Annotated in this window: 19 protein-coding genes and 3 pseudogenes; 10 read left to right on the top strand and 12 right to left on the bottom strand. The window is 60.1% G+C overall.

Annotation, left to right across the window (positions count from 1 at the left end):
• Positions 1 to 96: 96 nt before the first annotated feature.
• Positions 97 to 2,559: a glycoside hydrolase family 3 C-terminal domain-containing protein gene (locus AF337_RS04470; RefSeq protein WP_049731186.1), complete on the bottom strand. Its 2,463-nt coding sequence runs from the start codon at positions 2,557 to 2,559 to the stop codon at positions 97 to 99.
• Positions 2,560 to 2,708: 149 nt separating this feature from the next.
• Here AF337_RS04470 and AF337_RS04465 point away from each other — a divergent pair, with 149 nt between their 5' ends.
• Positions 2,709 to 3,344, top strand: coding sequence for a TetR/AcrR family transcriptional regulator (locus tag AF337_RS04465; protein WP_049731185.1), 636 nt, complete (start codon positions 2,709 to 2,711; stop codon positions 3,342 to 3,344).
• On the opposite strand, the gene AF337_RS04460 is transcribed toward AF337_RS04465, so the two are convergent.
• On the bottom strand, positions 3,302 to 4,189 hold the full coding sequence (locus AF337_RS04460; RefSeq protein WP_049731184.1) for an alpha/beta hydrolase: 888 nt from the start codon (positions 4,187 to 4,189) through the stop codon (positions 3,302 to 3,304). The genes AF337_RS04465 and AF337_RS04460 overlap by 43 nt on opposite strands.
• 155 nt (positions 4,190 to 4,344) lie before the next feature.
• Between AF337_RS04460 and AF337_RS04455 the strand changes: the two genes are divergently transcribed.
• On the top strand, positions 4,345 to 5,262 hold the full coding sequence (locus AF337_RS04455) for a LysR family transcriptional regulator (RefSeq protein ID WP_049731183.1): 918 nt from the start codon (positions 4,345 to 4,347) through the stop codon (positions 5,260 to 5,262).
• Positions 5,263 to 5,414: 152 nt separating this feature from the next.
• On the opposite strand, the gene AF337_RS04450 is transcribed toward AF337_RS04455, so the two are convergent.
• From AF337_RS04450 to AF337_RS04435, 4 genes are all read right to left on the bottom strand, one after another.
• On the bottom strand, positions 5,415 to 7,454 hold the full coding sequence (locus AF337_RS04450) for a methyl-accepting chemotaxis protein (RefSeq protein ID WP_049731182.1): 2,040 nt from the start codon (positions 7,452 to 7,454) through the stop codon (positions 5,415 to 5,417).
• 309 nt (positions 7,455 to 7,763) lie between these two features.
• Entirely contained in the window at positions 7,764 to 8,351 is a 588-nt protein-coding gene (locus tag AF337_RS04445; RefSeq protein ID WP_082336745.1) for an RES family NAD+ phosphorylase, read from the bottom strand.
• On the bottom strand, positions 8,348 to 9,067 hold the full coding sequence (locus tag AF337_RS04440; RefSeq protein ID WP_049731181.1) for an antitoxin Xre/MbcA/ParS-like domain-containing protein: 720 nt from the start codon (positions 9,065 to 9,067) through the stop codon (positions 8,348 to 8,350). Before AF337_RS04440 ends, AF337_RS04445 begins: the two co-directional genes overlap by 4 nt.
• A gap of 126 nt (positions 9,068 to 9,193) precedes the next feature.
• Positions 9,194 to 12,220: an alpha-mannosidase gene (locus tag AF337_RS04435; RefSeq protein ID WP_049731180.1), complete on the bottom strand. Its 3,027-nt coding sequence runs from the start codon at positions 12,218 to 12,220 to the stop codon at positions 9,194 to 9,196.
• A 431-nt stretch (positions 12,221 to 12,651) separates the two neighbouring features.
• Here AF337_RS04435 and AF337_RS39680 point away from each other — a divergent pair.
• A pseudogene (locus AF337_RS39680) lies at positions 12,652 to 13,070 on the top strand (transposase); the annotation flags it as partial.
• A 98-nt stretch (positions 13,071 to 13,168) separates the two neighbouring features.
• Here AF337_RS39680 and AF337_RS04425 read toward each other — a convergent pair.
• Positions 13,169 to 14,080 (bottom strand): LysR family transcriptional regulator, encoded by a 912-nt coding sequence (locus AF337_RS04425; protein ID WP_049731179.1) that lies wholly within the window; start codon positions 14,078 to 14,080, stop codon positions 13,169 to 13,171.
• 111 nt (positions 14,081 to 14,191) lie between these two features.
• Between AF337_RS04425 and AF337_RS04420 the strand changes: the two genes are divergently transcribed.
• From AF337_RS04420 to AF337_RS04405, 4 genes are read left to right on the top strand one after another with little or no spacing between them, the layout of a single operon-like run.
• Positions 14,192 to 15,274 carry a 4-oxalomesaconate tautomerase gene (locus tag AF337_RS04420; protein WP_049731178.1) on the top strand — a complete coding sequence of 361 codons (1,083 nt, stop codon included), beginning with the start codon at positions 14,192 to 14,194 and terminating at the stop codon, positions 15,272 to 15,274.
• 47 nt (positions 15,275 to 15,321) lie between these two features.
• Positions 15,322 to 16,323 (top strand): ABC transporter substrate-binding protein, encoded by a 1,002-nt coding sequence (locus tag AF337_RS04415; RefSeq protein ID WP_049731177.1) that lies wholly within the window; start codon positions 15,322 to 15,324, stop codon positions 16,321 to 16,323.
• A gap of 18 nt (positions 16,324 to 16,341) precedes the next feature.
• Complete coding sequence (locus AF337_RS04410) at positions 16,342 to 17,172, top strand: ABC transporter ATP-binding protein (RefSeq protein WP_049731176.1); 831 nt, start codon at positions 16,342 to 16,344, stop codon at positions 17,170 to 17,172.
• The gene (locus AF337_RS04405) at positions 17,156 to 17,932 is read left to right on the top strand and encodes an ABC transporter permease (protein ID WP_049731175.1); all 777 of its coding nucleotides are present in this window, start codon (positions 17,156 to 17,158) and stop codon (positions 17,930 to 17,932) included. The genes AF337_RS04410 and AF337_RS04405 overlap by 17 nt, the downstream gene beginning before the upstream one ends.
• Positions 17,933 to 18,399: 467 nt before the next feature.
• On the opposite strand, the gene AF337_RS04400 is transcribed toward AF337_RS04405, so the two are convergent.
• From AF337_RS04400 to AF337_RS04390, 4 genes and pseudogenes are all read right to left on the bottom strand, one after another.
• Positions 18,400 to 19,722 carry an aspartate aminotransferase family protein gene (locus tag AF337_RS04400; protein WP_049731174.1) on the bottom strand — a complete coding sequence of 441 codons (1,323 nt, stop codon included), beginning with the start codon at positions 19,720 to 19,722 and terminating at the stop codon, positions 18,400 to 18,402.
• A gap of 32 nt (positions 19,723 to 19,754) precedes the next feature.
• A complete protein-coding gene (locus AF337_RS04395; RefSeq protein ID WP_210293457.1) occupies positions 19,755 to 20,825 on the bottom strand; it encodes a phosphotransferase in 1,071 nt (356 codons plus the stop codon).
• Between the two features lie 20 nt (positions 20,826 to 20,845).
• Positions 20,846 to 21,031, bottom strand: a pseudogene (locus tag AF337_RS45015) (agmatinase); the annotation flags it as partial.
• Between the two features lie 147 nt (positions 21,032 to 21,178).
• Positions 21,179 to 21,822 (bottom strand): annotated as a pseudogene (locus AF337_RS04390) (RHE_PE00001 family protein); the annotation flags it as partial.
• A 465-nt stretch (positions 21,823 to 22,287) separates the two neighbouring features.
• Here AF337_RS04390 and AF337_RS45010 point away from each other — a divergent pair.
• Together AF337_RS45010 and AF337_RS04385 are read left to right on the top strand one after the other, a co-directional pair.
• Positions 22,288 to 22,473, top strand: a complete 186-nt coding sequence (locus AF337_RS45010) for a hypothetical protein (RefSeq protein ID WP_082336744.1) — start codon at positions 22,288 to 22,290, stop codon at positions 22,471 to 22,473.
• A 185-nt stretch (positions 22,474 to 22,658) separates the two neighbouring features.
• Complete coding sequence (locus tag AF337_RS04385; protein WP_049731172.1) at positions 22,659 to 23,798, top strand: ROK family transcriptional regulator; 1,140 nt, start codon at positions 22,659 to 22,661, stop codon at positions 23,796 to 23,798.
• Here AF337_RS04385 and AF337_RS04380 read toward each other — a convergent pair.
• The gene (locus AF337_RS04380; RefSeq protein WP_049731171.1) at positions 23,795 to 24,841 is read right to left on the bottom strand and encodes a Gfo/Idh/MocA family protein; all 1,047 of its coding nucleotides are present in this window, start codon (positions 24,839 to 24,841) and stop codon (positions 23,795 to 23,797) included. The two genes, AF337_RS04385 and AF337_RS04380, sit on opposite strands and share 4 nt — an antisense overlap.
• A gap of 288 nt (positions 24,842 to 25,129) precedes the next feature.
• Between AF337_RS04380 and AF337_RS04375 the strand changes: the two genes are divergently transcribed.
• A complete protein-coding gene (locus AF337_RS04375; RefSeq protein WP_049731170.1) occupies positions 25,130 to 26,428 on the top strand; it encodes a type 2 periplasmic-binding domain-containing protein in 1,299 nt (432 codons plus the stop codon).
• The last annotated feature ends 175 nt before the right edge of the window (positions 26,429 to 26,603 follow it).

Here is a 26,603-nt window from a genome sequence, read left to right as displayed (position 1 = left end):
GTTCCGGGATAACGACATGCATAAAAACAAAGGACTAAAGCGTGCCGCATGAATCAAATTTGATGCGACGCGCTTTAGAAGGCCTACGGCCCGCCGTTAGTGAGACGGCGGCAGCACGTAGCTGGATGGAGACGGCAGGTCGATCACGAACCTGATATCCGCAGCATTCGCCGCCCCGACAAGCTGATAGTCGCCTGCTTCGGCGCGGAAGGCGCCGGCCTCGACGTCGAAATAGGCGAGGTCGCGCGGCAGGATCTTCATTGTGGCCGTGCCGGTTTCACCGGGCTGCAGCGAAAGTTTTGCGAAGGCGCGCAGCTCCTTGTCCGGCCGCTCCACTTTGGTCTTCGGCGAACTGATATAGAGCTGCACCAGTTCGGATCCCGCCCGGTCGCCGGTATTGGTCAGGTCGACACTGACGGTTACGCCTTCGGCGCCCATTTCGCCGGCCGACAGCCGCGGTGCACCCCAGTTGAAGCGGGTATAGCCAAGGCCGAAGCCGAAGGGGAAGAGCGGCTCGACGGCGCGTGTATCGTGGTGACGGTAACCGACGAAGACGCCTTCGGCATAGTGCACATGCCCATCCTTGCCGGGATAGACGGCGAGATCGCCTGTGATGGCGGAATTGTCGGCCAATGCCTTCGGGAATGTCTGCGGCAGGCGGCCGCCGGGCTCGACATCACCGAACAGCACATCGGCGAGCGCATTGCCGAGTTCCTGCCCCGGATACCACATCTCGAGCACGGCGCGGACCTTGCCGAGCCAGGGCATTTCCACCGGGCCACCGGTCTGCAGCACAACGACGGTATTGGCGTTGGCGGCCGCCACCCGCTCAATCAGTTCCTCCTGCCGGCCCGGAAGCCGCATGTCGGGCAGGTCCAACCCTTCCGTATCCCATTCGCCGTCGCGGCCGACGAAGAGAAGCGCCACATCGGCATTGCCGGCCGTCTCGACGGCTGCCTCGATATCGGCCTCGCCGAGCGGTTTTTCCACGCCGAAACGAACGGCGATGAGGTTGATGCCCTCGCCGCTCGCGATGGACGGCTCATACGCGACCGTCAACTGATAGGCTCGGCCCGCTTCGAGCGCCACGCTGCCGCGCTGTTCGTCATTGGCGGTGCCGAAATAGTTTTCGCCGCGCGTCCAGCCCTCATGGCCGTCGACCGTCAGTGCACCGTCGACGAAGAGACGCGCCAGGCCGGCATTGGTCATGCCGAAGACATGATCACCGCTCTCCTCCGGCACGAATTGCATGGTCATCCGGGCCGAGAAATCGGCAGGGTCGAGTTCGCCCGACGGCAGCTCGAACCAGAAGAATTCGCCCTTGTCGACGATTTCCAAATGCAGCGGATTGCCCTTGCAGCCGCGGCCCTTGAAATATTCGACCGTGATCTTGCCCTTGAACACGTCGATCAGACGGTTATGGCGGCAGCCGACCGCATGGCTGATGCTGTTGGCATTGGCAAGGGCGGCGCGAATGCCTTCGAGCGGGCTCACTGTATAATGCGCCGCGATCTGCGCGCTGCCGCCACCCATGACGCGCGCACTTGCCGCATTCGGGCCGATGACGGCGATGCGGTCGAGCGAGGTTTTCGCCAGCGGCAGGATGCCGTCATTCTTCAGGAGCACCGCGCCCTCCGCGCCGAGGCGCCGGATCAGCGCCCGATCCTCAGGCAGGTCGATCGCCCGCTCGGTGAGATCGGGCTTGCTCTTGAAGGCACCGACCCGCTCAAGCAGAAGCAGCATCCGCCGCGCTGCCGCCCGCACGGTTTCGGCCTCGACCTTGCCCTCGCGCACGGCGGCAACGAGCTTATCGCCGCGGTCGCGCGCCGGACCCGGCATTTCGAGATCGAGACCGGCATTGATCGTCTCTTCAGTCGAATGTGATCCGAACCAGTCGGACATGACGATACCGTCAAATCCCCATTCCTCGCGCAGCACCTTGGTCAACAGCCATTCGTGCTCGCTTGTATAGGTGCCATTGAGGCGGTTGTAGGAGGACATGACCGCCATGACGCCGGCGCGGCGGACGGCCTGTTCGAAGGGCGGAAGATAGATTTCGCGCAGCGTCCGCTCGTCGATATCGGAAGACATGGTCTGCCGCTCGATCTCGGATTCGTTGCCGGCGAAATGCTTGATCGTCGCCGCGATCCCCTCGCCCTGCACGCCGTCGATATAGGCGACTGCGAGTTCTGCGGTCAGCATCGGATCTTCGGAATAACATTCGAAATTTCGGCCGTTGAGGCCGGAACGGTGGATATTCACCGTGGGCGCGAGCAGCACGGCGGCACCCTTGCTCTTTGCCTGGCGGGCAAGGGCTGCGCCCATCTGCGAGACGAGGTCGGGATTCCAGGTGGCGCCGAGCGCGATGCCGACGGGAAAGCAGGTCGCCTTGACACCGGCAACCAGCGAACCCGCGCCCCGCGCGCCGTTCGGCCCGTCCGTCACCTTGATCTTCGGCACGCCGAGACGCTCGACCGGAACCGTCGTCCAGAAATCGGCGCCTGATAGCAGCGAGACCTGCTCCTCGAGCGTCATCTGGTCGAGAATGGAATCGATCATGCAAACCTCCCGAGGAAATCCTTAAACTTACCGATTACTCGGTATTTTTAAGATGTCAATCCGGCAAGCCTGATGTATGGATGGGAGAGCACGCGAGAAATCGGCCGAAGGCCGCCGAGCGCCGCCCCAGGAGGCAGACGAGAGAGACGATGGCAGAATTGCCAGAACAGAACATCGGAGAGGACAAACGACGGCGCCGATCCCGCAAGGGAGAGACACGCCGCGCGGAAATCCTGACCGCAGCGATGCGGCGCTTTGCCGAAGACGGCTACCAGAATGCAGCGATCGGCGACATCGCCCGGGATGTCGGCCTGTCGCTGCCCGGCCTGCTGCACCACTTTCCCACAAAGGTCGATCTGCTGCTCGCGATCCTCGCCCAACGCGATCTCGAAAGCGCCGATTTCATCGAGCATTATCGTTCCGATCTCAGCGGCCTGCTCAAGGGCATGGTCGCCGTCTTCCGCCGCAACACCGAATTGCTCGAGGTCGTCAGGGCCTTCGCCATCCTGAATGCCGAAAGCCTGATGAAAGACCACCCGGCCAAGGCCTGGTTTCTCGCGCGCACCACGGAGATGCAGAACGCGATCGCCGCGACCTTCGGACGGGCGATTGCCGATGGCACGATCGACGCCAAGATCGATGGCGAGGCGATGGCCGCAGAACTGATCGCGGTAATGGACGGCCTGCAGATGCTCTGGCTGCGCGACCCCACCCGCTTCGACATGGTGGGCGGCCTGGAAGCCTATGTCGGCCGGCTGATGGCAAGCCTCGGGTTGGAAGGCTGATCACATAGAGCTTCATCGAAGCGGGACAACCAATCCATGATGCGGCTTACCGCTTCGTGATATCTTTGCCCAACCAGCAAACCGGTATGCGTCGTACCCCGGAGACCCAGATAGTCACCGCCAATGTGGCGGGCCGCTGCCCGACCTCGGCGATCGTCGTCTTCACCATTGACGGCTGAGATGACCAGGCTCGGACAGGTGATCTTCGCGCTTTCGATGGAAATTCCCGCCGCTCCGAAATGAAAGGAAAATGCAGCGAATGCCTTTGCGGATTCCATCGACAGGTACCTCCGCTGGAACTCGATATCTTCGAGCGTTTCATCGGCGCTGCTTTGCTCGTCGCGGACCGGTGCCGGCACGATGAGGCCAGGCGTCCGTGGCGCAAGATCGGCATAGGGCACCTCGTCATGCACCTGCCTGCAAATGCTGGAATCGATCAGCACCAGGCCAGCAATCCTGACGCTTTCCGCCAGTTTCTGGCTAAGGATTCCTCCCATGCTGAAGCCGATCACGATTGGGGGGACTGCGTATTCCTCAGCGATTTCGAAGATCGCCTGCCGGATGTCGTCGAGGTAGTCCTCAAAGGTGACTTTGGTCAAATCGACCGATCTGCTTTTGTAATGGCCGCGCAAATTGAGGCAACACGCTGTCCATCCGGCCGATATGAAGTGAGGAATGTACTTGCTCCACATCCAGCTGCCGGTGAAGGCGCCGTGAACGAAGAGCAGAGGCGGCCGGGCGGATTGATCTGAGCGGTTGTTCCCACAGAAAACTTCCAAAAACAGGTCGTTCTCTCCGATGTATGTCGTCGTGTGCCCGGGCAATTTTTTCGCAAAGTCACGCATGCCGCTTCCTCGTTTGTAGTGGTAGACACCATCCGCGGCCCGCGCATCGCATGGCCTTGTGGCGTCGGGAACAAAGGATATTTCTTGCGCAATGTTGATCAATGGCCACTCATGGACATACATTAAGGATAAAATATCTCTAATCGGGGTGCTGCATGGAAAGCCTCGCGAGCGTTTTCGCCCTTGTCTACGCTGCCGAACAGCAGAGCTATGTGGGCGCCGCGCGCGTCGCCGGAGTTTCGCCATCCGCCATCGGAAAGGCGGTCGCGCGTTTGGAAAGCCGGCTGGGAGTGCGGCTCTTCAACCGCACGACACGCAGTATCAGTCTGACCGAGGAAGGGGCAGTCCTCTACGAACGCTTCAAGCGCATCATCGACGATATGGAGGATGCCGAGGCAACCATCCTACGTAGCCGCGAACGCCCGAGGGGACGCCTGCGGGTCAGCGTGCCGCATATCGTCGGCCATCATCTGCTGATGCCGATCCTGCCGATCTTCGCCGAGAGATTTCCGGAGATCGAACTGGATATGGATTTCGAAGACAGGGTCATCGATCTGGTCGCCGAGGGACTGGATGTCGTCGTGCGAAGCGGCGAACTTGCCGATGCACGGTTGATCGCCCGCCGTCTCGGCGATCAGCATTTCGTCGTTTGCGGCAGTCCCGACTATCTCAAGCGTCGCGGACGGCCGGAGACGCCTGCTGATCTCGCCCGGCACACCTGCATTCACTTCAAATATCCGTCCAGCGGCCGGATCGCGCCATGGGCATTCCATCCGCCATATGAGCGGCTGCTTTTGCCGAAAAACCTGACCTTCAACAATACCGATGCCGGACTGCGGGCAGCACAGGACGGTCTCGGGCTCGCGCATCTGCCGGTCTATGTCGCGGAGCCGCACATTCGGGCCGGCACCTTGATCCCCGTCCTCACCGCTTTCATGGCGCCTTTCGGATCGCTCTCCCTCGTCTGGCCGTCCAATCGTCAGCTTTCGCCGAAAGTCCGCGCTTTCGTGGATTTCGTCGTCGAGAATTTTGCCGCCCGGCCTGAAGCCTTTCGACCGGCGGCAGACTTGTGATGATGATCAGATCTATGTCAGCCGATCGTTTGCGATTGCCGCTGCGTAGCCTCCGACATTTCGCTGGCAGTCACCGCCCCAATAAATCCTCCGATAAGCAGGAAGATTTATTGGAGTCGGAAAGTTTCAACGGGCGTCGGCTTGCCCGCGCATCAAAACTCTTCCCATGAAGCAGCAGCGGCAGTCGCGGTCGCGGCGCGGCCGCCAAAGGCGCCGGCAAGCTTCTGGCCGAGCGTGCGCGCCGGCGAGGCGACCGGTCTGCTTTGCGGGGTGACGGCACGTGGCGCGGCCTGGGCGGCGTCCAGCTTGAACCGGGCGATCAGTCGGGCGAGATTGGCCGCCTCTTCCGCCAGCCGGTTGGTCGCGGCCGTGGATTCCTCGACCATGGCCGCGTTCTGCTGCGTCACCTGATCCATCTGATTGACCGCGGTCGAGACTTCGGAAAGGCCGGTCGACTGTTCTCTTGCGGCCGTTGCGATCGAGCGCACATGCTCGTCGATCTTGACCACCTGGTCCTGGATGTGGCCGAGCGCCTCGCCAGTCGCCGTCACCAGCTTCACCCCAGAATGGACCTCGTCGCTGGAGCGGTTGATCAGCACCTTGATGTCCTTGGCGGCATTGGCCGAACGCTGCGCCAGTTCGCGCACCTCCTGGGCGACGACGGCAAAGCCCTTGCCGGCTTCGCCGGCGCGGGCCGCCTCGACACCGGCATTGAGCGCCAGAAGATTGGTCTGGAAGGCGATCTCGTCGATGACGCTGATGATCTTGCCGATTTCGCCCGAGGCCTGCTCGATCCGCCCCATGGCCGAAACGGCCTGACTGACGACATCGCTCGACTGGCTGGTGCCCTTCTTCGTCTCGTCGACCATGTGGCTGGCCTCCAAAGCACGCTCCGTCGAATGCTTCACGGCGACGCTGATCTCTTCCAACGCGGAGGAGGTTTCCTCCAGCGACGCCGCCTGCTGCTCTGTGCGCTGCGACAGATCTCCGGAAGCGATGCGCATTTCGCCCGCGCCGCCATTGATGATGTCGACGGCCGCACGCACCTCACCAAGGACGGCGCGCAGGTTGGTCATGGTTGCGTTGACATTGTTCTGCAGCTCCGCGAAGGAGCCCTGGAACTCGCCGCGCATATTCTCCGTCAGGTCGCCATTCGCCAGCGCCGAAATGACCCGGCGGGTTTCCGCAACGCCGTGGTCGACCGAGGCGATGAGCTGATTAAGACCTATGACAATGCGGTTGAGATCGGGATAGCCGAACTCCTCAGGTGCACGGTGCGTGAAATCGCCCGCCGCTGCCGCCGTGATGACCGCGTCGATGCTCTTCTGCATTTCGATAACCTTGGCCCGCTTGTCCGCGCCCGCTGCATCCAGTTCGCGCACCTTGGCGCCGTTCTGCTTGAAGACTCCGACCGCACGCGCCATCTGGCCGATTTCGTCGCGCCGGTCGGCGAAAGGAATGTTGGCATCGAGATCGCCGTTGGCGAGATCGTTCATGCTTTCAGTGATCCGGCCGATCGGCTTTGCGATCACCCGGGCGCCGAACACGGCAGAAGCGATCAGCGTGAAGATCGTCAGCAGGCCCATGCCCAGATTAAGAAAGAGAACGAAAACGGCGGCAGCATTCGCCTCGTCTCCGGCCTTCGTTGCCATCTCCTTTGCCGAATCCACCCCTTCGTCGATCAGCTTGGCCGCCTCATCCGAAAGGGCCAGAAGCTTTGCCTGAGCATCCCTCTGCTTTGCGTCGAGTGAGGTATCGCCGGCTTTGAGGGCGAGCTTCGCCTTGGCGATTTCGACCATCTCGCCGGTTGCTTTAAAAAGGCTGTCGGCCAGGGTTTCGAGTTTCACGATCCGGTCTCGGTTGGCCTGAAGCCGCAATCCACCCATGGCATCGTCAAGGTATTTGATCACCGAATGGTGGCGGGCCGTGAGGTAATCGGCAGCCTTGGCAACCTCGTCGGCGGACGTCGCAAGACGCAGATCGCGCACGCCGACCTGCATGCCCCGCCATGAAGCCTTGGCATCGACCAGATCGCGGGAAACCACCAGCTGGCCTACCTGATATTGCGCACGTTCGTAGACGTGCTGGCCGCCCTGCCAGACGGTGAACAGCATCACCGCCACAAGGAAAATGCCGATGGCGGAAAGCGTGGCCAGTTTGGTGCTGATGCGCGAAAAGATGCTTGCGGGCATGTCTCGGGTCCTGCTGAGCGCAACAGGAGTCCTCATATCCCCTGCCGGCTACGGAATGGGTGATCGACTTCATTCGACCGCCATCTATGCGCCCGGCTTTGTGAGATCACCTCTGTTTCGCAGGGATCACTTTCGCCATGGCCTCGGCCCACTAACAGGCGATAAACATATAATAAAAAGTTCCCCCTCCGCCGGGCCGGGAACTTGGATGCGCGATCGGGATAGGACGCGCCGAAAGTGGATATGGCTGGCGACCGCTATCGCGATCTTACGAACCGGGCGCCCTGTATCTTTCTGGGATGGCGCGCGTCAAGATTGCCTGTCTATGACCGTGACATGCAGGGCATCGAGTATAGGAGCGAGTGCCGACAAGCGGATGAGGTCCAATGCAGGGCTATCGGCCTCAAGGCTGGCAGTGGCCCGGTCATAGATTGCAACGCACTGCTTGTTGGTAATCCGCGACATATAGAGGATACCGTCAAAATCGGTGCGATCGTAGATTTCCTGGCTGAGGCGACGTCCGCTCGTCTGCGCCTTTGCCCGAACCGCATCTGTCGACACCCCGAGCAGGCTTGCACCCTCGTAGCGCAGATCGAGCAGGAAAAGCGGTGCCGGGCTTCGGACAGCGGCAATCGAATAGCGGTCGATTTCCTCCTGCAGTATCAATCGCCCGGTCTTGCCCTGAAACCGGTCACGAACAATCGTTTCCGCTACCGCAGTCGCTGGATCCTGAGCGAGATAGAGCAGACGGAACTTATCCCTGGGGCTCGAAAACCGCGTCTTGCCGAAACCCATGCCCAGCGGCGTTGCCGCATGAGCGCGAGAGATTATCCTGACATAGTCGGTGACGTCGGCCCGAACGGCGAGGCGTTGCAGGATTGCCTTGTCGAGCGTCATTGCACGGCGAAATAGGTCTGAGCCGCGTCGACGACCTCGTCAACGCGATCCTGTTTCAGCAGGTCTATGGGCCTGCGTCCGCCCAACACGGGATTCGGCTGACTGAGCCACAGCCACGCGACCCGCTGATTGGAAACGAGAACGCCGATCGTCCCTATACCTTTTACAGGGCGCCCGTCGATGAATTGTTCAATCGGATAGACGTGTTTCCTCGTCCCTTTCAATAGTGCGATGACCTCACCGGCATGCTGCCAGCGATTAAGGGTGGAGCGCGCAATTCCGAAATCGCGCTGGAGTTCGCTTGCGCCGGCAATCGGCCCGGCCCAATCCTCGAGCTTGCGGGCGACCGCGAGCTCGCCCAGCAATCGCTCGCCCTCCTCCGCCGTGACGATCTTCCCAAGTCCTTCGCCTCCGGACGATTCTACCGCCTTCGGAATCTCAAGCGCGATCTTGCCGCCAGGCGCATCGCTGAAAGTCTCCACAAGGCCGCGAATGCGGCTGGCCAGTTCGCCCTGGCGCTTGCTGAGTTCGCGTCGCGCACCGACGGGAAGATCGACGATCGCCGCGGCGGCCGCTCCCGCGATTCTGGCTGACAGGGCAACCGAGCCGGACTCGAATGTGGCGTCGGCTTTCAGCACATCGGCGACTTTGGCGGCAATACGATCGGCGACCTGCGCCCGACGAGCGCGATCCAGCTGCGCTTGGGAACCAACCATGAAACTATCTCCGTTCTTATATGAGCTGATATAGTCTCAAATCACCAATTTGTCCAGTTTGTCCCATTTACTACAGGCGAGAGCGGGTCTCGCACCGCCGCGTCGGAGCGGTAATGCGTAGAGGCGTCAGGCTTTTTGCAATCTCCACGTCCTGATCTCAAACGGCATGATCTCGGCGGGACCCTTCCGCTCCATCGGCTCTTCGAGAATGTTGACCGGCTGCGAGGCCGACCATCCGGACGGCAGGGCCAAGGAGAGGCGGCCGCGCCGGCCGGCGGGTTCGTAGAGGCGCAGGATCAGGCCATCGCCTTCCTCGGCCGGCTTCAGGCCCGAGAAGGCGACCGGGGTGCCGGCAACAGTGAGCGGCGCGAAAGTGCCGGCGGAGAGACCCCTGGCTTCGGTCGCCACGAGCGGCTGGTTGAGGTCGATCGCTTCGTCGAGCACGCCGCCGTCGTGCCAGGTGCCGTCATGCGGCATCAGCGCATAGCTGAAGCTCTGCTCGCCTTCATCGGCCAGCGGATCGGGATAGACCGGCCCGCGCACCAGGCTCATACCGATGACGTTGCCGCGGGCGCTATGGCCGTATTTGGCATTGTTGAGCAGCGCGACGCCGAAACCCGGCTCGCTGATATCGACGAAGCGATGGGCGACGGCCTCGAACATCGCCTGCTCCCAGGAGGTGTTCGTATGCGTTGCCCGCTCGACGATGCCGAAGGCGCATTCGAACGTTGCTTTCCGGGCCTTTACATCGACCGGGTTGATGGTGCGCAGCAAGGTGCGGCGGTCATGCCAGTCGATCGTCGTTTCGATGTCCAGCCGCTTGGCATTGGCTGTCAGCACATAGGTCTGGGTGACACTCGAATGCCGGTAACGGTGGATGACGCGGATCGCCGCGCGGTGCGGGCCGCTCTCGACGAGCGAGATGCTTTCCGGCGCGTCGAGACGGACGGCCTTTTCGGCATAATCGGCCTCCATATCCCAGGCGTCCCAGTTGCGCGGCTTGTCGGCCGGGTAAACCCAGAGCTGGTTGGCGGAGCCATCGACCGCTTCGCGGCCGGATGCCTTGTGAACGAGGCTCGCGACCGCGCCGTCCCTGCCGATGACGACGGCGAGATGATCGTTTTCGAGGCGATCGGAACTTGCTTTCAGACCACCCGCCGGCTGCAGCGCCCGCCTGTCGAAGACCGCGACGGAGAGGGGAGCAACGATATCGGCAGTCGAGACCACCGTGCCGTCGGAGAGCGTCGCGCTGAGCGCCCGCGGCGCAAGCGACGGATTGACGACGACGATCGCCTCGCCAACCCCGCCCTTCGGCAGATTGACCGACAGCGCCTGCAATGCCTTCGCCTGCTCGGCTTTGGCATGCTCGATAACACCGCCGAGCTCCTGTTCCGCATCCTGATAGACCTCGCGGATGCTCGATCCCGGCAGAATGTCGTGGAACTCGTTCTTCAGCACCACACGCCAATCCGCTTCGAGGCTTTTCGGCTTGTCGGCACCCAGCATATGGGCAAGCGAAGCGAGCGTTTCGGCGGTAATCAGCGCGCGCTCCGCTTGGCGGTGTTTGCGTTTGACGCCGCTTTGCGTCGTCAGCGTCGCCCGGTGCAGTTCGAGATAGATCTCGCCGTCCCAGACGGGAAGGTTCTTTTCCCCCGCAGTGCGGTGCGCCTTCTCATAGAAGCTTTTGACGGTGCCCCAGCGCGCCTGCGGGATGGCGGGGAAATCGCGCAGCTGCACTTCGCGCTCCACCATTTCAGGCGTCACGCCGCCGCCGCCGTCGCCGTAGCCGACGGCCAGAAGCGAGGTATCATGCTGCACCTTGCCGCGGAAATTCTTCCATGTCGGCAGATAGCAATCGGCCTGCACGAAGCCATTATATCCCTGCATCGGATTGTCGAAGGTGTGGGTCAGCACCTGGCTGCCGTCGAGGCCCTTCCACCAGAAGAGATCGGAAGGGATATGGTTGGTCTCGCTCCAATTGACCTTGATGGTGAAGAAGCTGTCGATGCCGCCCTGCCTCAGGATCTGCGGCAGCGCGCCTGAAAAGCCGAAGCAATCCGGCAGCCAGCAGACCGTATGGCGGGTGCCAAAAGTCTTTTCGAAATAACGCTGGCCATAGAGAACCTGGCGGACGAGGCTTTCGCCTGTGGGCATGTTGGTGTCCGGCTCCACCCACATGCCGCCGACGGTTTCCCACTTTCCTTCCGCGACCTTCTCCTTGATGCGTTCGAGAAGCTCCGGGTCTTCCTCTTCCATCTGTGCGTAATAATGGGCGGTCGACTGGTTGAAGCGGAAATCGTCGGAGCGCTCCATCAGCGACAGCGCCGTGTTGAAGGTGCGCCGCATCTTCCGCCGCGTCTCGCGATAGGGCCAAAGCCAGGCGAGGTCGATATGGGCATGGCCGGTCAGCAGCAGTTCGCCATTCGGCGGAAAGCGCGTCTGCAACTCCTTCAACCGCGCCGTCAGGACCTCGAACGCGGAAGCCGCCGAAGCACTCTGCTCGTCCGTGAGGCCTGCCGGATTTTCCTGAAGCTCCGGCAGCTCCCAGATCTTCTGCTGCATGACGGCATCGGAGGTGCGGGAGATGTAAGCCGCCGTATCCGACGGCCAGTCGAGGCTGCGCAAGGCCTGCTCGGCGGCATCGACCAGATGCGGTACGACGTCATGTTCGCCGAGCGTCCCGATCGCCTCGGTGACCTGCTTCAGCAGAAGATGCAAGCGATGAGCAGGACCATCGAGCAAAATGAACCGGGCCTTGTTCAGCCGCGGCGCCCGGTTCGGCTCGCCGAACGGAAAGCGCGCGACACTTTCCGTCGCGAACTGGAAGCGGCGGCCCTTGACCGGAAATTCCTGATGATAGGGATCGAGGCCGAACGTCTCCGTCTCGCCGCCGGGATAGCTCAGCGTGATCAGGCTCTCGCCGCCGAGATCGAGCTGCAGGCGGATATCCTCGAGCGGCCAGCTCTCCGGCGCCTCCGCACTCGCGGCGAAATGCACCACGCCCTGACGATGCGGCCAGTCCTGATGATGGCCGATCGGCTCCCCCTCGAACGTCCAGCCCTCGATCGCAACGCTTTGCCGATCCCGCCAATGCGCGAGCTCGGCGATGCGGACTTTGAGACGATCGAAACGTTGGGCAATGGTCAGAGACATGGCTTATCCTGTTGAATAATCGGCGGCGAACGATCCGGAATCATGGCTTTGGGAGATGAAGATGGCGCGACAGAGATCGCGATCGCCGGCCCCTCCTCCCAGCGGGTTCGGCTGACGCTTAGATTAAGTAACTTTGATTTGGCGTCAAGTGCGAAGGTGCGAAGCGAACCCTCTGTTTCTGTCGATGTCCCAAACTGACTTCAATATTGCACCCACTTGCTTCCATTTGTTCCTCTAAGTGGTTTCCAGGCCCATCTTTTGGAGGCTGGCCTGCTCTAAGAGCAACGATTTTTCGTCTGAGCGCCGGGGAACCTCGTGAGGAATAGGTGTGGAAGTCCATTCAATGAAGGTGATCTGAACCCTTCAAACTGGACCAGTTTTGGTTAGAGTTTTCCGGTGGATTTTCCTGGCTGGGAAAGGACCAGAAGACGATGAAAGCATCGCAGCTTTCGGACGCTCAGAAGGCGTTCATTCTGAAGCAAGGTGATGAAGGCCTGTCGGTTGCTGAAATCTGCAGGAAGGTGGGGATCAGCCAAGCGACTTATTTCAACTAGAAGAAAAAATACGCGGGCATGCTGCCACCGGAGATGAAACGGTTGAAGCAGCTCGAGGACGAGAATTCGCGCCTGAAGAAGATCGTCGCGGATCTAACGCTGGACCGCGAGATGTTGCAGGATGTCATCCGCCGAAAGCTCTGAGGCCTGCTCGGAAGCGGGAGATAGTGAAAGGCATGTGCCGCGATTGGGCGATCTCGATCCGGCGTGCTTGTGGAGCGTTGAACTTCGATCGATCAACTCACCACTATACCTCTCGCCGTGCTGATCAGGCCGGTCTGGAACGTCGTACGCGTGTGCCTCCCTCGGTGTGATCGTCGCCTGACGAGCCCGCTGTTCAATTTGATGTTCTTTAAGTTGTTCTCAGAATCAGCAGTAGAACACCCCAACTTTTTTAGGGCTGGACTACTTTTTCCGCCCAGGTTCCGATCAGCATGCTCAAAAATCGCTCCGCCGCGGGAGAAAGAGTCCCGCCCCGACGGCGCACAATACCTATGGTGCGCGATATCTCAGGGTTGCGAATAGGTCTCGTGACAAGAAACGGATGATCGTCCTGTGGGGTGGCAAGCTTTGGCAGAACCGATATCCCCAGCCCGGCCTCCACTAAGCCGAGGGAGGTCGACAAATGCGTTACCTCATAGGACCATCGCAGTTTAAGGTTTGATTTCGCAAGAGCGGCGTCAAGCAGCGTGCGGTTGCCGCTCGACCTGTGCACGGTGATCAGTTGATACGGTGCAAGATCGTTCCATTCGAGTTCGCTCTTTGCCGCCAGTGGGTGATCCTTGCGCGCGGCCAAAACGAAGGGGTCCTCGATCAGCCTGTCGAAGATCAGGTCTGGATCAGACGAGCCCATGATGTTGACGCCGAATTCGACCTCGCCGCGCGCAACCGCCTGCAGACCATCGGTCGCTGGCAGATCGAGAATTCGGAAGCGTATATTCGGAAATTCTGCGCTGAACTGCCTAATGACCGTAGGCAGGAAATAAAAGGCCGCCGTCGGCAGGCAGGCGATGGTGACCAACCCGCTGCGCTGACCGCCGACGTCGCGCACGGCAAACAGCGATCCGTCGAATTCCTCCAGCATACGTCGCACCAGCGGAATCAGTTCGGCGCCGAGCGCCGTTGCTGACACATGCCGGGTGGTGCGTTCGAGAAGCGGCGCCCCGATTGCGGCTTCAAGCTTCTGTATCCGGCGGCTCAGCGCCGGTTGCGACAAGTTCAAAGCTTCGGCTGAGCGGTGAAAGTTCGCCAATTCAACCACAGAAAGAAAAGCTCGCAGATCCAGTATCTCACAATTAATGCTCATAGCGCATCAGTCCCTCTGAACTTCGCATTTCACATATCAACGCAATTGCTTCAGATTGCAACAAAGAAGCTGATTGATATTTAAATCACATCAGTGGGTGGACAAGCAATCATGAACGATCTGATCTCCATACCCTGCGTTCTGATGCGAGGCGGCACCTCGAAGGGGCCGTTTTTCCTCGCCTCGGATCTGCCAGCGGATCGCGACCAGCGCGACCAGATCCTTCTGTCGGTGATGGGTTCCGGCCATCCGCTACAGATCGACGGCATCGGCGGCGGCAATGCAGTGACGAGCAAAGTCGCCATCGTCGGTCCGGCAAGCCTTGCTGGTGCGGATGTCGATTATCTCTTCGCACAAGTGCGGATCGACCGGCAGATGGTCGATACCTCACCCAATTGCGGAAACATGCTGGCGGCCGTCGGCCCGTTCGCGATCGAGGCCGGCTTGGTGGCCGCATCTGGAGCAACGACGCGGGTGCGGATCCACAACGTCAATACCGGCAAGCTGATCGAGGCAGAAGTCCCGACACCGGACGGTCAGGTCGCCTATCTGGGTGATGCCTCCATCGACGGCGTTCCAGGGTATGCAGCCCCGATCGCCCTCACTTTCATGGATGCCGCAGGTGCCCGCACGGGAAAACTGTTTCCGACCGGAAGCCCGCGCGAGACGATCGACGGGATCGACGTTACCTGCATCGACTGCGCCATGCCGATGATGATTGTCGATGCAGCCGCCATGGGTGTCAGCGGTTATGAGACAGCCGCCGAACTTAACGCCAACGCAGAGCTGCTTCTACGTATCGAAGCGCTGCGGCTGGAAGCCGGGCGGCGGATGGGCATGGGCGATGTGAGCACCCAGGTGACGCCGAAGCCCGTCCTAATCTCGAAACCGAACGCGGGCGGCGATCTGAATGTGCGCTATTTCATGCCGCATCAATGCCACCCTTCGCTGGCCACCACAGGCGCCGTCGGCATTGCCACGGCCGCCGTGACCGCCGATACGGTCGCCTTTACCCTGATTGGCGGGCGCAATCCGCCCGCCGTTCTCGTTCTTGAACATCCCAGCGGACGCCTCGAGGTAAAGCTCGAAACCCGGGACGGCAAGATGATTGCAGGCATTCTGCGCACAGCACGCCGCCTGTTCGAAGGCAAGGTCTTTGCCAAACCTTTTGCGCAAATGGTTTGCGCGGCTTAATTTGAAGTGGCTGCCGGGAGGGCGCCACGTAACCGGGAGGAAATACAATGCGTAAACTCATGCTCGCCCTTGCAGCCACCGTTGCCTTTGCAGCCACGGCCTATGCCGAACCCGTCCGCATCAGTGTCGGGTCCTACAATCTCAACAATCTTCCCTTTCCCGTAGCCGCTGGACTCGGCCTCTACGAGAAGGAAGGTCTTGAGGTGACGGTCGAGAACTTCGCCTCGGGCGGTTCGAAAACCCTTCAGGCACTCGTTGCCGGTTCGACGGATATTGCCGTCGGCTTCTACGACCACACGATACAAATGCAATCGCAGAACAAGTCCGTTGTCGGCTTCGTGCAACTGGCCAGCAATTCCGGCCTCGTACTAGCAGGCGGCAAGAATTCGACCTTCGACCCGGCAAAGCCGGAAACCATCAAGGGCGCCAAGATCGGCATCACCGCACCTGGTTCGTCGTCGGACTTCTTCGTCCGTTATTATCTGCAGCGCCACAATCTTTCCGCCGACGACGTGTCGCTGATCGGCGTAGGCTCCGGATCTGCCGCCGTTGCGGCTCTCGAACAGGGCAAGGTCGATCTGCTCGTGAATTACGATCCAGCTGCAACCTTCATCGAAGCCAAAGGTGTGGGCAAGATCCTCATCGACGCCCGCAGCGACGCAGGCGCCAAGGAAATCTACGGCGGCATATACCCGACCTCAGTGCTCTACGCCACGCAGGACTATATCGACGCCAATCCGGAAACGATCCAGAAGGTTACAAACGCCACGGTGAAGGCGCTGAAATGGATGAACACGCATACGCCGGAAGAGATCGTCGCCACTCTGCCCCAGGAGTTCATATCCGGCGATGCGGAGACCTATACGAAGGCCGTGGCCAACGCCAAGGCGATCTTTTCGGTCGATGGCAAGTTCAACGAAACCGATATCCAGACACCACTGGCCGTGTTGAAGAGCTTCAACGAAAAGGTCGCCGCCAAGGATATCGACCTCAGCAAGACATTCACGAATGCGTTCGTCGGCAAGGCGCTCGCCGCCGGTACGAACTGATCGGAAAAGGAGGAGGCCATGGCTTTGGCTGTCGTACAATCATCCCCGCTCGGCAACGAGGAGAAGAACCCAAAGGCGATGGTCTCCATCGACGCGGTCACCATGTCCTTCGGTGCCTATGTGGCAGTGCAGGATGTCAATCTCACGGTGGCGGATGGCGAGTTCCTCGCCATCGTCGGCCCGACGGGCTGTGGCAAGAGCACCGTGCTCAATGCAATTGCTGGACTTTTGAAGCCAGCAAGCGGCCAGGTGTCAATCGACGGCACCCTGGTCAAGGGCGTCCAGACCGATATCGGCTACCTGTTCCAGCAAGATGCATTGCTGCCATGGAAAACAGCAATCGAAAACGTCGAGCTTGGCTTGATGTTTAGGGGAGCCGCTTCGGACGAGCGCCGCGAAAAGTCGATGACCTGGCTTGCCAAGGTCGGGCTTCGCGGCTTCGAGCATCGCTACCCGCACCAACTCTCCGGCGGCCAGCGCAAGCGTGTTCAGATGGCGCAGGCGCTGATCACCGGACCCAAGGTTATTCTCATGGACGAGCCCTTCTCGGCGCTCGATATCCATACCCGTCACCTGATGCAGAACGAGCTTCTGCGCCTGTGGCAGGAAGAGCGCCGCGCCGTCGTCATGATCACCCATGACCTCGAGGAAGCGATTGCGCTGGGCGACCGTGTTGCCATTCTGGCAGCCGGACCGCGTTCGCGCGTGATCGAAAGCTTCCCGGTCGATCTCGAACGGCCGCGAGACGTCGCCGAAATCAAGCTCGATCCGCGCTTCATGGATCTGTACCGCAACATCTGGGCGTCGCTGCGCGGCGAAGTGGAGAAAAGCTATGAACGCCGTGACTGAACGCACCATCCAGATCGGACTACTGGTCTTCATCCTCGGCGGCTGGCAGCTTGGCGTCACCGCCGGTATCATCGACGTCTTCTTCTTTCCGGCGCCGGTCGACATTTTCAACCAGATCGTCAGCTGGATCATTGACCCCAGCTTCTACCGCCATGTCAGCATCACGCTGACAGAAACGGTGCTCGGCTATATCATTGGCACTGGCCTTGGTGTCGCTGCAGGTGTGTGGCTCGGTCTCAGCCGAAGTGCGGCGCGCATTCTCGATCCATTTATCAAGGGCCTGAACGCCATTCCACGCGTCGTGCTGGCACCGATTTTCGTTCTCTGGCTCGGTCTCGGACTCTGGTCGAAGGTAGCGCTTGCCGTGACGCTGGTGTTCTTCATTACTTTCTTCAATGCGATGCAGGGGGTACGCGAAGTCAACCCGGTGGTGCTCGCCAATGCTAAGATCCTCGGCGCGAAACGATCTGAACTGTTGCGGCATGTCTATTTCCCAGCAGCGGCCAGTTGGATACTCTCGTCCCTGCGGACATCCGTAGGATTCGCGGTGGTCGGCGCGATTATCGGCGAATATCTGGGCGCGTCCGCCGGGCTCGGATATCTGATCGCGCAGGCGGAAGGCAACTTCGATGCCGTGGGCGTGTTCGCCGGCATCATCATCCTGGCGATCTTCGTCTTGATCATCGATCGAATCCTCGACGTCGTCGAAGGACGATTGATCAAATGGCGGCCGAATGCGGCTGAAGAGCGGACCGCCTAGCCGCCCACCGCTGCTATCACTATGAAAATGGCGCCTGCGCCGCGCCATTTTCACGACCTAACAAAGCATCAAAAAATGCAAATACAGGTTGACTCTGAAATAGGCTAATATGGATAAAATGGCAGATATTTTGGTCAGCACATGCGACACTACGTCGAAGCGTGACGTCTCCTTGGAGGTCCGGAAGGTTTCCCGAAGCGTCGGTCAGCATTTTGAATATTTGAGTGAGTTCATTCAATCGCCCGTCATGAGCAAAAGCGAAAGAAACACTGCTCACCTTGAAAGAGAACTAAACCGACGGCCATCGCGTCAATAGCATGCTCTAAAACGCCCCCCTCACTGATCAGAACCTGTGCCGGGTCAGTTTCTAGCGGAAATCAACACTATTGCATCCGACGAGGCGGGGGTCCCATTTCGATCAGCAATGACAGAAGGTTGGTCTAAGGCTCTGAGAAGAGCTGCCATACTCACTCCTCGCCTTCTATTTCGACAAGAGCATCCTGCAGTGCGTTGAGCAGCAGATCAGCGTTTTCGCGAGAGAAAGGGAGTGGTGGCCGAATTTTGAGAACATTGCCATGCAATCCTGAAGCGCTTATCAATACACGCCGATTACGAAGCGCATTAACAACCTTCAGCGCGAGGGGGCTATCTGGCTCGCGGCTGTCCTGATTGCGTACAAACTCCAATCCGAGAAACAAACCGCTGCCTCGTACATCTCCAATCGAAGTGAACGTCTCTTTCAAGCCGTTCATTCCTGCGAGCAGGTAGTCCCCTGTCTTGCGCGCGTTTTGCATAAGATTTTCGTTCTCGATAACGTCAAGTACAGCCGAGGCAGCGGCCAAAGAAACGTTGTTGGCCCCAAACGTGTTGAAGTAACGTATATCCTGGCCGAAACACTCCTGGATGTCCGACTTCATAATGGCCGCTGCGATTGGCATTCCGTTACCCATCGGCTTGCCGATTACTGCAATATCCGGGACGACTTCGTGACGCGCGAAACCCCACATGTTTGAGCCCACTCGCCCGAAGCCGGGCTGCACCTCGTCAGCGATATAAAGCACGCCAGCTTTGTTTAGCACTTCAACGACAGGTTTGAGGAACCCGGGCGGATCGGCAAAAACGCCATCCGTGGAAAAGACGCTATCGGCGACAAAGGCAGCTGGCGTAATACCCCGGCGGCGCATGTGGCCAATCGCTGCAGCGACGTCCTGCGCCAATGCCGCGCCAACATCGCCACCATTAGCGCGATAGGTGTCGGGCGCCGGCACTGTGAGCACATGCTGGCCAAGGGGTACACTCTCCCCAAGCAACGGCGAGATTTCCGCCGCCGAAGCCGTAACGCCATGATAGGCGTTCTCCGTAATGATGATACCGGTGCCACCTGTATAATAGCGTGCCAACCGGAGGGCTAGATCGACCGCCTCGCTTCCGGTGCAGGTGTACATCACACGGTCGAGCTCGGCCGGAAACGTCGCCAAAAGCCTTTCGGAGTAGGAGAGGATTTGGTCGTTCAGATAACGTGTATGAGTATTGAGCTGCGATGCCTGGTGACTTATTGCGTCCACGACGTGCGGGTGGCAATGACCAACCGACGGCACATTATTATAAGCGTCGAGATAAGTTTCTCCGTCCGGTCCAAACAGCCATACGCCTTTGGCCTTCGTGATATGGGCTGGATTTTCATAAAAGAGCCGATACGACGATCCGAGTAACATCTGCCGGCGCTCGATCATCTTTCGCTCTCGGTCCGGCAGGCTACCGAGCCGAGCGGCGTCGAAGCCGTTAACCATAGCCGCACTCGGCTTGGTGGAAACGGGTCTTTTCATTCTCTTGATCCTTGTCGATTGGCCGCGCGCAGTCTTTCAATAGCGACAGTCCTCGGAATTGCATCAAGACGCGTCAGTTGGGACCAAACGCTGGCGCTTTGGGTTGTAAACCGTTTGGTATGCTCGGGAAACAGCCGCGCGCGCCACTTCGGAATGCAAAGCCGCATCACTAACCGCATGACCGCTGCCGTGTAGACAAGGTCGACTTCAGTGTCGGACAGGAAACATTCGCTGCGATACCCCCTGATAAGATCGCATATCGCCTCTACCGGATCGGGTTCATCCCCGATCTGGTAGGCAGCGGCGACGCCCAAGTCGAAAAGCGTGGGCGCGTGCACCATGTCACCAAAATCGATGAGGCCAGTGATTGTATCGGGCGTTGTCGTATCGACAAGGATGTTTTCCATATTAAAGTCGTTGTGGATTACCTGTGCCTGTAGCGAGTCCATGACCGGCACAATCATCGTCTCGAACTCATCGATCGCATTTTCGAGGCGTTTCCGCTGATGTATATCAGCAAACGTCGGCAGGACTTCGCGCATCCCTATCGCATGTTTCAAATCCCAGGTGATACGGTGGGAGGCAGCCTCATGTGAAAAGCTCTTCAAGGCCTTTTGCAAACGTCCGAGCAGCGCGCCAACCCGCCAACGCTGTAGAGGAGACTGTGGCGCGGTCCGTTGTGCAACGCCGGGCGCGAAGGTGACCATGCGCACACCGCGTTCGCTGCCGTCGCCCGCCACAAAGCGAAAATCCGCGGCACCGTCACGTGTGTGGACGACACGCTGGCAAGGAATTCCGGGGTCCACGCCCTCCACATGTAAAAGCGCCATGCTATGCATGGAGGTGACGAGAGGATCCTCTGCAGGGTTTAGGATTTTCAAAAGATAGGCAGTGCCGTCCTCAAGCATCAGGCGGTAATTGCTGTCCTTTTCACCCCACAGCCATTCCGCGCGGGCAGAGAGGCCGTAATGGTCGCGAGCAAGTCGTTGGGCTTGATCGCGCGGCACGGGGGTGGAAGCAGTTTCCAGTTCGGCACCGAGCACACCTGTTTTAGAAATTTTTTTCAACGCAGGCCCTATTCTGTCACTGGTGCGGCGTCTGGCCGATACGGTGCTTTCAGCAATGTCGAAACACCGCAGTCGGGCGCCTGGCGACTATCCCCTCGCCAAAAAACCAACTCAGCGACCTTTCGAAACTCCGGATCGTACATCTCACCGCCTGAAGCGTTCGAATAGCGTCTCCGCAGGTCGTCCAGACTGGGAATCTCCGGCACTGCCTCTTTCTTCTGACCAAATCTCCATCCGCAATCAAGAAGCCTATTATGACCATTTGCACATTGTAGTCAACATTGTATACATATTCGTATTCTCCGTGATCGAGCAAGAAGGAAAACGTTATCAAGACGCTCGCCGGCGCGGTTGAGCGTCTCGGCGACAATGCCGGCCGAGACGAGCGGCCGCGCCACCACCAGCTCGATCAGGCCCGGCAGATTTGACGACGAACGTCGGCCAACCAGGCGCCGCTCCATCATCTGTTTTGCCAGCGCCAGCCGGTCATGCTCCCTCATCCCGAACTCCGCCGTCGCGATCAGCCCCTGAGCGATGGCGAGCAGCCGGGTGTCGCGATCTGGATGCCGGCGGCGCTCGACGGGGATGGACTTCAAGCCGCGATTGAAAGCGGCGAGATGCGCGCTCGTCGTCAGTCCCGCCTGCCGGAGGGACGCCGCAGCCAGCAGCCGGCCAGGCCAGGGCGCGTGCTGCAGGACCTGCATATCGTTCCAGGCATCGATCAATAGCGTGGCGCGCAACACCGGCGGCAGACCTTCGGTCTCGGTCAGGACGACACGCCATTCGTCGAGCTGCTCGTCCTCGTTCCAATCGAGATCGTAGACCAGCGGATCTTTGTCCCGTGTGGCGCGCCGGCCAGGTCTTTTGGCTTGGGTCAACGCTGCTTCGAGCGGGCGATAATTGCGTCGATCGCCGCAAGCTCCGCCGCCAACGGACCCGACGGATCCAGCTCCGTTCCTTCCCCCTCCCCGGCAGCCTCGCTGAGTGTCGTGGCCGGCTCGCCGACGGCCGGTGCCGTGCCAGGCACGGCAAGAAGCTCGACCGCATTGGTATTGAACCGGTTCTTCGCGGCGTCAAGCACGTAGCGAAAATCTACCGCCGCGAGGATTTGGAGCAGCATCTATCGGTCTGAAAACAACCTCGTAATTGCAAAAAGAGCCCGACGTGGTCGGGCTTTTTTGTATCTTTATTCAGGAAGGCGACAAGATTGGAAACGAGTTACGGGAACATTTTAAAAATTGGTCTGAAATTTTCGATTTTCGCCTTAATAATTTCAATTACTTAATTGGAAAAATGGAAAAAAGTTAGGGGCGGCGACAGTTTCGGCATCAGTCGATTGCAAGACGTCAAGGAATAACGCAATCTTGATTGACGACAACGGTTTACCGGGCGCGGTATCGGCCTATCTGCCTGACAATCACATTCATGACGCTGGCCCTCGGCCAGCGATGGGGAGGTGGGGATGCTCCAGATTCGCAAAATACTCGCAGCGGTCACAGCCGTCATCGCGGTTGCCGTGTCGTCATCGTGCACAACGAGTTCGACCGACTCGGTGCAAACCGGCTCGGTTGGATACAGCAGCGTGGACTATGGACTGAGACCTGCCTGCCGCGACGGCTTTGGCAACGATCGTCCTTGCAGCTATTAGATCGACGGTCGTTCGACGAGGCTTGGCTCTTCCGCTCGGAACCGCAATTCTTCTCCTGGGCACCGCGCTGCCCATGCCGAATCCCTGATGCAACAGAATTAGTTAGCTACGCGTCTATTGGAAAATCGTTACGAATACCTGCAAGCGTGCTACACAACCGCAATGTTGCTCTAGGAAAGACGGTCATGCGGTATCTTCGGTCAGGGCCGCGTCGGCTTCACACCCAGGAGATGGGCGTTCCGCGCGCCAAAACGGTGGGTCTGAGGTCGGGGGAGATCGCCGACCGCAATATTCGCGTCATCCTGGAAGCGATCCGCCGGCATGGGCCGCTGACGCGCACCGAGCTGGGGCGGCATAGCGGGCTGACCGGGCCTGGCATTACCAATATTCTGCGGCGGCTGGCGGATGAGAAGCTCGTCACGTCGAACCGCCGCAATGGACTTGGCGGTGGTGCAACCGCGACGGAATTTGCGCTGCGGCCGGAAGGCGCTTTTTCGGTCGGAGTCAAGCTTCGCCAACGGCGCGGCGAGATCGTGCTGATCGATTTGAGCGGCCAGGTGCACGACCGGGCCTATTTCGATGTAGAGCCGGCGGACAAGCTCAGGCTGGTGCATGCGGCCGCCCGTGATATGGTCGATCGGCACGCTGCCTTGCCGGTCATCGGCCTCGGCATCGCCGCCAGCGGCTGGACGGAAGCTGAGAGCGACACGATCGCCGCGATGTCGACCATCGCGCGCCCCTATGTCGAGAACGAATGCACCGCAAGCCTGCTCGCCGAGCGCACCATCGGCAGCGCCATGCCGCAGGGCTGTCTGGCGATGATCATCATCGATGACGATGTCCAGGCCGGTTTTCTCGTTCGCGGCGTCCCCTATTCCGGCGTGCATGGGCGGGCGGGCAGTATCGGCGAAATGCTGACCGGGCCCGATAATGTCCAGCTCAACACCGTCGTCGGCTTCGGCTCCCTGCGCGCGCGCATCGGCGACGAGGACTTCGCCCGCCTGATCAGGGGCGAGGAATTCTCCTGTCCCTTGCTGTCGCAATGGATACGCGAGGCCGCCGGCCATCTGCTCGATCCGATCATCGCCATGGCCGGTTTCTTCGCTCCCGGCGTCGTCATGATCGGCGGAGACCTGCCGCAGGGCGTGATCGAGGCGCTGATCCATCAGCTTTCCATCGAGCGGCGCGATACGTCGACGCGACCCATCCTCACGCCGTGGATCTCGCCGATGAAACCGGCAAGCTTCAGCGGCGGCGGCGTGGCGCTCGGCGCTGCCCTCCTTCCCTTCCTCAACACCCTGCTGCTGCCGCCGGCTTCGGCCTAAGTGAGCGCCTCGTCCTTGTGGCTGAGATCGGAGGCCAGCGCCTTGTCGAGCACCTTCTGGATATTGGCGGCGCGGCGGAAGGACGGTTCCTGGGTCTTGCCCGCCCGCACCGCCTGGACGAAACGCTGGTAATTGGTCTCGACCGGACCGAAGGGCACGTCGCGCCATGTCGCCGTGTGCACGTCTTCGCCGAGGCAGGCGCGCAGCGTCGATTGTCCGGTGTCGTAGATCATCTCGACCGAGCCGATTTCGCCATAGACCCTGAGGCGCAGCTGGTCCATCTGGCCGGCGGCCGTGCGCGTCGCCTGGATCGTGCCGATCGCCCCATTGGTGAAATCGACATTCATCGTGAAGCTGTCATTGGCGTCGAGATCATATTCGCCGATCTTGTGACCCGGCGCCTTGTCGAAGGTCTTCAGCCGCGCGAAGACATGGGCGACGTCGAGCCCGGAGCCGTAGGAGGCGAAATCGACGATGTGGATGCCGATGTCGCCGAGCGCGCCGTTCGACCCATGTTTTTTGCTCAGCCGCCACAGCCACTTGCTTTCGTTCTTCCAGTCGCCCCAGTGGCGGCCGACCAGCCAGCTTTGCAGGTGCGACGCCTCGACGTGGCGCACTGCGCCGATCTCGCCGGCAAGCACCATCTGCCGGCCTTTCTGCAGGGCAGGCGAATTGCGATAGGTGAAATTGACCATGCCGACCTTGCCCGAGCGTTCGATCGCCTCGGTCATCTCCATTGCCTTGACCGCATCGGTGGCGAGCGGCTTTTCGCAGAAGACGTGTTTGCCGGCAGCCACCGCCTGAAGCGTCGTCGGGTGGTGGATGCTGTCAGGCGTGACATTGGCGACCGCGTCGAATTCGCCCCAGGCGAGAGCCTCCTCGAGCGAGCTGAAATGATTGGCGATGCCGTGTTCGGTGCAGAAGGCGGCAAGCCTTTCCGGCACAACATCGACGCCGCCGACGACGCTGACGCCTTCGATCGCCTTGAAACGTGCAGCGTGCTGGTTGGCCATGCCGCCGGTGCCGAGAATGAGTAGACGCATTTTTTCCTCCCATAGAGTTACAGTTTCCGGCAGCCTAGGCAGCCGGGTAAGACAGTCCGGCCCCCGCGGTTATCCGCGATTGCCTCGTGCTCTTCCTCTAGAAATCGCCGGGATATGCGCTAGCTGCTGTTGATCGTCGCCAGCATCTCAACCTCCCAAGGTCTGGCCTTCTCAAGCTCTGGCTTGACATCAAATCAAAGTAACTTAATCTAATTAATGCAGCACGGAAATGAGGAGAGGTCAACCGACCGCCAGGCTGCATTCATTCAAATGGGGAGGAGACCCATCATGAAGAGCGCCACCGTCAGCGCATTTGCGCTGAGCACAATGTTATTTTCAGCATCCGTTTCATTTGCCCAGGAACTAGCCACCAAGGACCGGATCGGCCTTGCCGATGCGGCCAAGACCCTCGTCGTCCGCCTGACGAACGACAGCCCGAACAATTCCGATCCCGCTATCGCCGAGGGCTATCAGAAGCTCTTCGTCGATTTCATCAAGAAGCACCCGGACTGGAAATTGCAGATGCAATTCATGTCCTCCGACATCGGCACCGAACAGGCCAAGATGCTCGAGCAGGCCAAGGCCGGCAATGCGCCGGATTGCGCCGCCGTCGACTCCTTCGTGCTGTCGCAGTTCATGGTCAACCACGTCCTGGCTGACTTCACGCCATATTTCTCCAAGGAAGAAGTGGACGATCTCTTCCCCTTCATCCGCAACGGCATCACCGACAAGGACAAGACGGTGCGCGCCTGGTGGTGGGATACCGACCTTCGTGTGCTCTACCGCAACAAGTCTGTGGTCGCAGATGCGCCTGCAACCTGGGACGATCTGAAGAAGGCCGCGCTTGCCTCCACCAAGGAAGGTATGGAAGGCGTTCTCTTCAACGGCGGGCGCTGGGAAGGCACGACCTTCGACTGGCTCGCAAACTATTGGGCACTCGGCGGCAAGCTCGTCGACGATTCAGGCAAGCCGGTCTTCGGTGAAGGCGAGAACAAGGAGAAATTCCTGAAGGCGCTGAACTACTTCAAGGATCTCGTCGATTCCGGCGCAGCGCCCAAACGTGTCAGCACCATTGCCAATTACGACGACATGAATGCCGCGGCAGCGGCTGCGACGACTGCCCTCTTCATCGGCGGCAACTGGCAATATGCGCAGCTGAAGTCGACGCTCGACGAGGAGGAGTTCAAGAACTGGACCTTCTCGCCGATCCCCGGCCCCACCGCCGATCAGCGCTCGACCGGCACCGGCGGCTGGACGATCGCCTCCTTCAGCAAGGACAAGGATAAGGTCGAGATGTGCGCCAACCTCGCACGCGAGGTCTATATGGGCCCGGCCAACGCACTGCAGCAGCAGTTGCCGACCCGCAAATCGCTGTTCGACAAATACGAGGTCTTCTCGACCGAAGCCAACAAGACCTTCGCCAAGGCGCTGGTCGACGGGCAGGCACGTCCGGGCGTGCCGATTTATCCTGAGATCTCGAACCAGATCCAGATCATGATGGGCGACGTGCTGTCAGGCACGAAGAAACCTGAAGAAGCGCTGGATGCCGCCTTCAGCGCGGCGATGGAGGCTTACAAGCGGCTGTGATGCTGTGGTTAAGCTCAGGAGATTGGCGAGAGCAGCCCCTCATCCGGCTGCCGCCACCTTCTCCCCGTCTATCACGGGGAGAAGGGAAGATGCCGCAAGCTCGCCGTCCCTCACCAGCGCCTCGCAGGGCACGTCCCCTCGCCCCGTTTACGGGGAGAGGGTTAGGGTGAGGGGC

Origin of the sequence: Rhizobium ecuadorense (assembly GCF_001187535.1) — a bacterium.
Taxonomy (GTDB): Bacteria; Pseudomonadota; Alphaproteobacteria; order Rhizobiales; family Rhizobiaceae; genus Rhizobium; species Rhizobium ecuadorense.
This window is presented reverse-complemented; position numbering and strand designations above follow the sequence as displayed.

What these genes read in the sequence shown, in the direction of transcription:
- AF337_RS04375 (WP_049731170.1), top strand. Translation starts at nt 25,130, where the DNA reads ATGAAGAGCGCCACCGTCAGCGCATTTGCGCTGAGCACAATGTTATTT.
- AF337_RS04455 (WP_049731183.1), top strand. Translation starts at nt 4,345, where the DNA reads ATGGAAAGCCTCGCGAGCGTTTTCGCCCTTGTCTACGCTGCCGAACAG.
- AF337_RS04445 (WP_082336745.1), bottom strand. Translation starts at nt 8,351, where the DNA reads ATGACGCTCGACAAGGCAATCCTGCAACGCCTCGCCGTTCGGGCCGAC.
- AF337_RS04415 (WP_049731177.1), top strand. Translation starts at nt 15,322, where the DNA reads ATGCGTAAACTCATGCTCGCCCTTGCAGCCACCGTTGCCTTTGCAGCC.
- AF337_RS04460 (WP_049731184.1), bottom strand. Translation starts at nt 4,189, where the DNA reads ATGCGTGACTTTGCGAAAAAATTGCCCGGGCACACGACGACATACATC.
- AF337_RS04410 (WP_049731176.1), top strand. Translation starts at nt 16,342, where the DNA reads ATGGCTTTGGCTGTCGTACAATCATCCCCGCTCGGCAACGAGGAGAAG.
- AF337_RS04425 (WP_049731179.1), bottom strand. Translation starts at nt 14,080, where the DNA reads ATGAGCATTAATTGTGAGATACTGGATCTGCGAGCTTTTCTTTCTGTG.
- AF337_RS04400 (WP_049731174.1), bottom strand. Translation starts at nt 19,722, where the DNA reads ATGGTTAACGGCTTCGACGCCGCTCGGCTCGGTAGCCTGCCGGACCGA.
- AF337_RS04420 (WP_049731178.1), top strand. Translation starts at nt 14,192, where the DNA reads ATGAACGATCTGATCTCCATACCCTGCGTTCTGATGCGAGGCGGCACC.
- AF337_RS04380 (WP_049731171.1), bottom strand. Translation starts at nt 24,841, where the DNA reads ATGCGTCTACTCATTCTCGGCACCGGCGGCATGGCCAACCAGCACGCT.
- AF337_RS04470 (WP_049731186.1), bottom strand. Translation starts at nt 2,559, where the DNA reads ATGATCGATTCCATTCTCGACCAGATGACGCTCGAGGAGCAGGTCTCG.
- AF337_RS04440 (WP_049731181.1), bottom strand. Translation starts at nt 9,067, where the DNA reads ATGGTTGGTTCCCAAGCGCAGCTGGATCGCGCTCGTCGGGCGCAGGTC.
- AF337_RS45010 (WP_082336744.1), top strand. Translation starts at nt 22,288, where the DNA reads ATGCTCCAGATTCGCAAAATACTCGCAGCGGTCACAGCCGTCATCGCG.
- AF337_RS04385 (WP_049731172.1), top strand. Translation starts at nt 22,659, where the DNA reads ATGCGGTATCTTCGGTCAGGGCCGCGTCGGCTTCACACCCAGGAGATG.
- AF337_RS04405 (WP_049731175.1), top strand. Translation starts at nt 17,156, where the DNA reads ATGAACGCCGTGACTGAACGCACCATCCAGATCGGACTACTGGTCTTC.
- AF337_RS04435 (WP_049731180.1), bottom strand. Translation starts at nt 12,220, where the DNA reads ATGTCTCTGACCATTGCCCAACGTTTCGATCGTCTCAAAGTCCGCATC.
- AF337_RS04465 (WP_049731185.1), top strand. Translation starts at nt 2,709, where the DNA reads ATGGCAGAATTGCCAGAACAGAACATCGGAGAGGACAAACGACGGCGC.
- AF337_RS04450 (WP_049731182.1), bottom strand. Translation starts at nt 7,454, where the DNA reads ATGCCCGCAAGCATCTTTTCGCGCATCAGCACCAAACTGGCCACGCTT.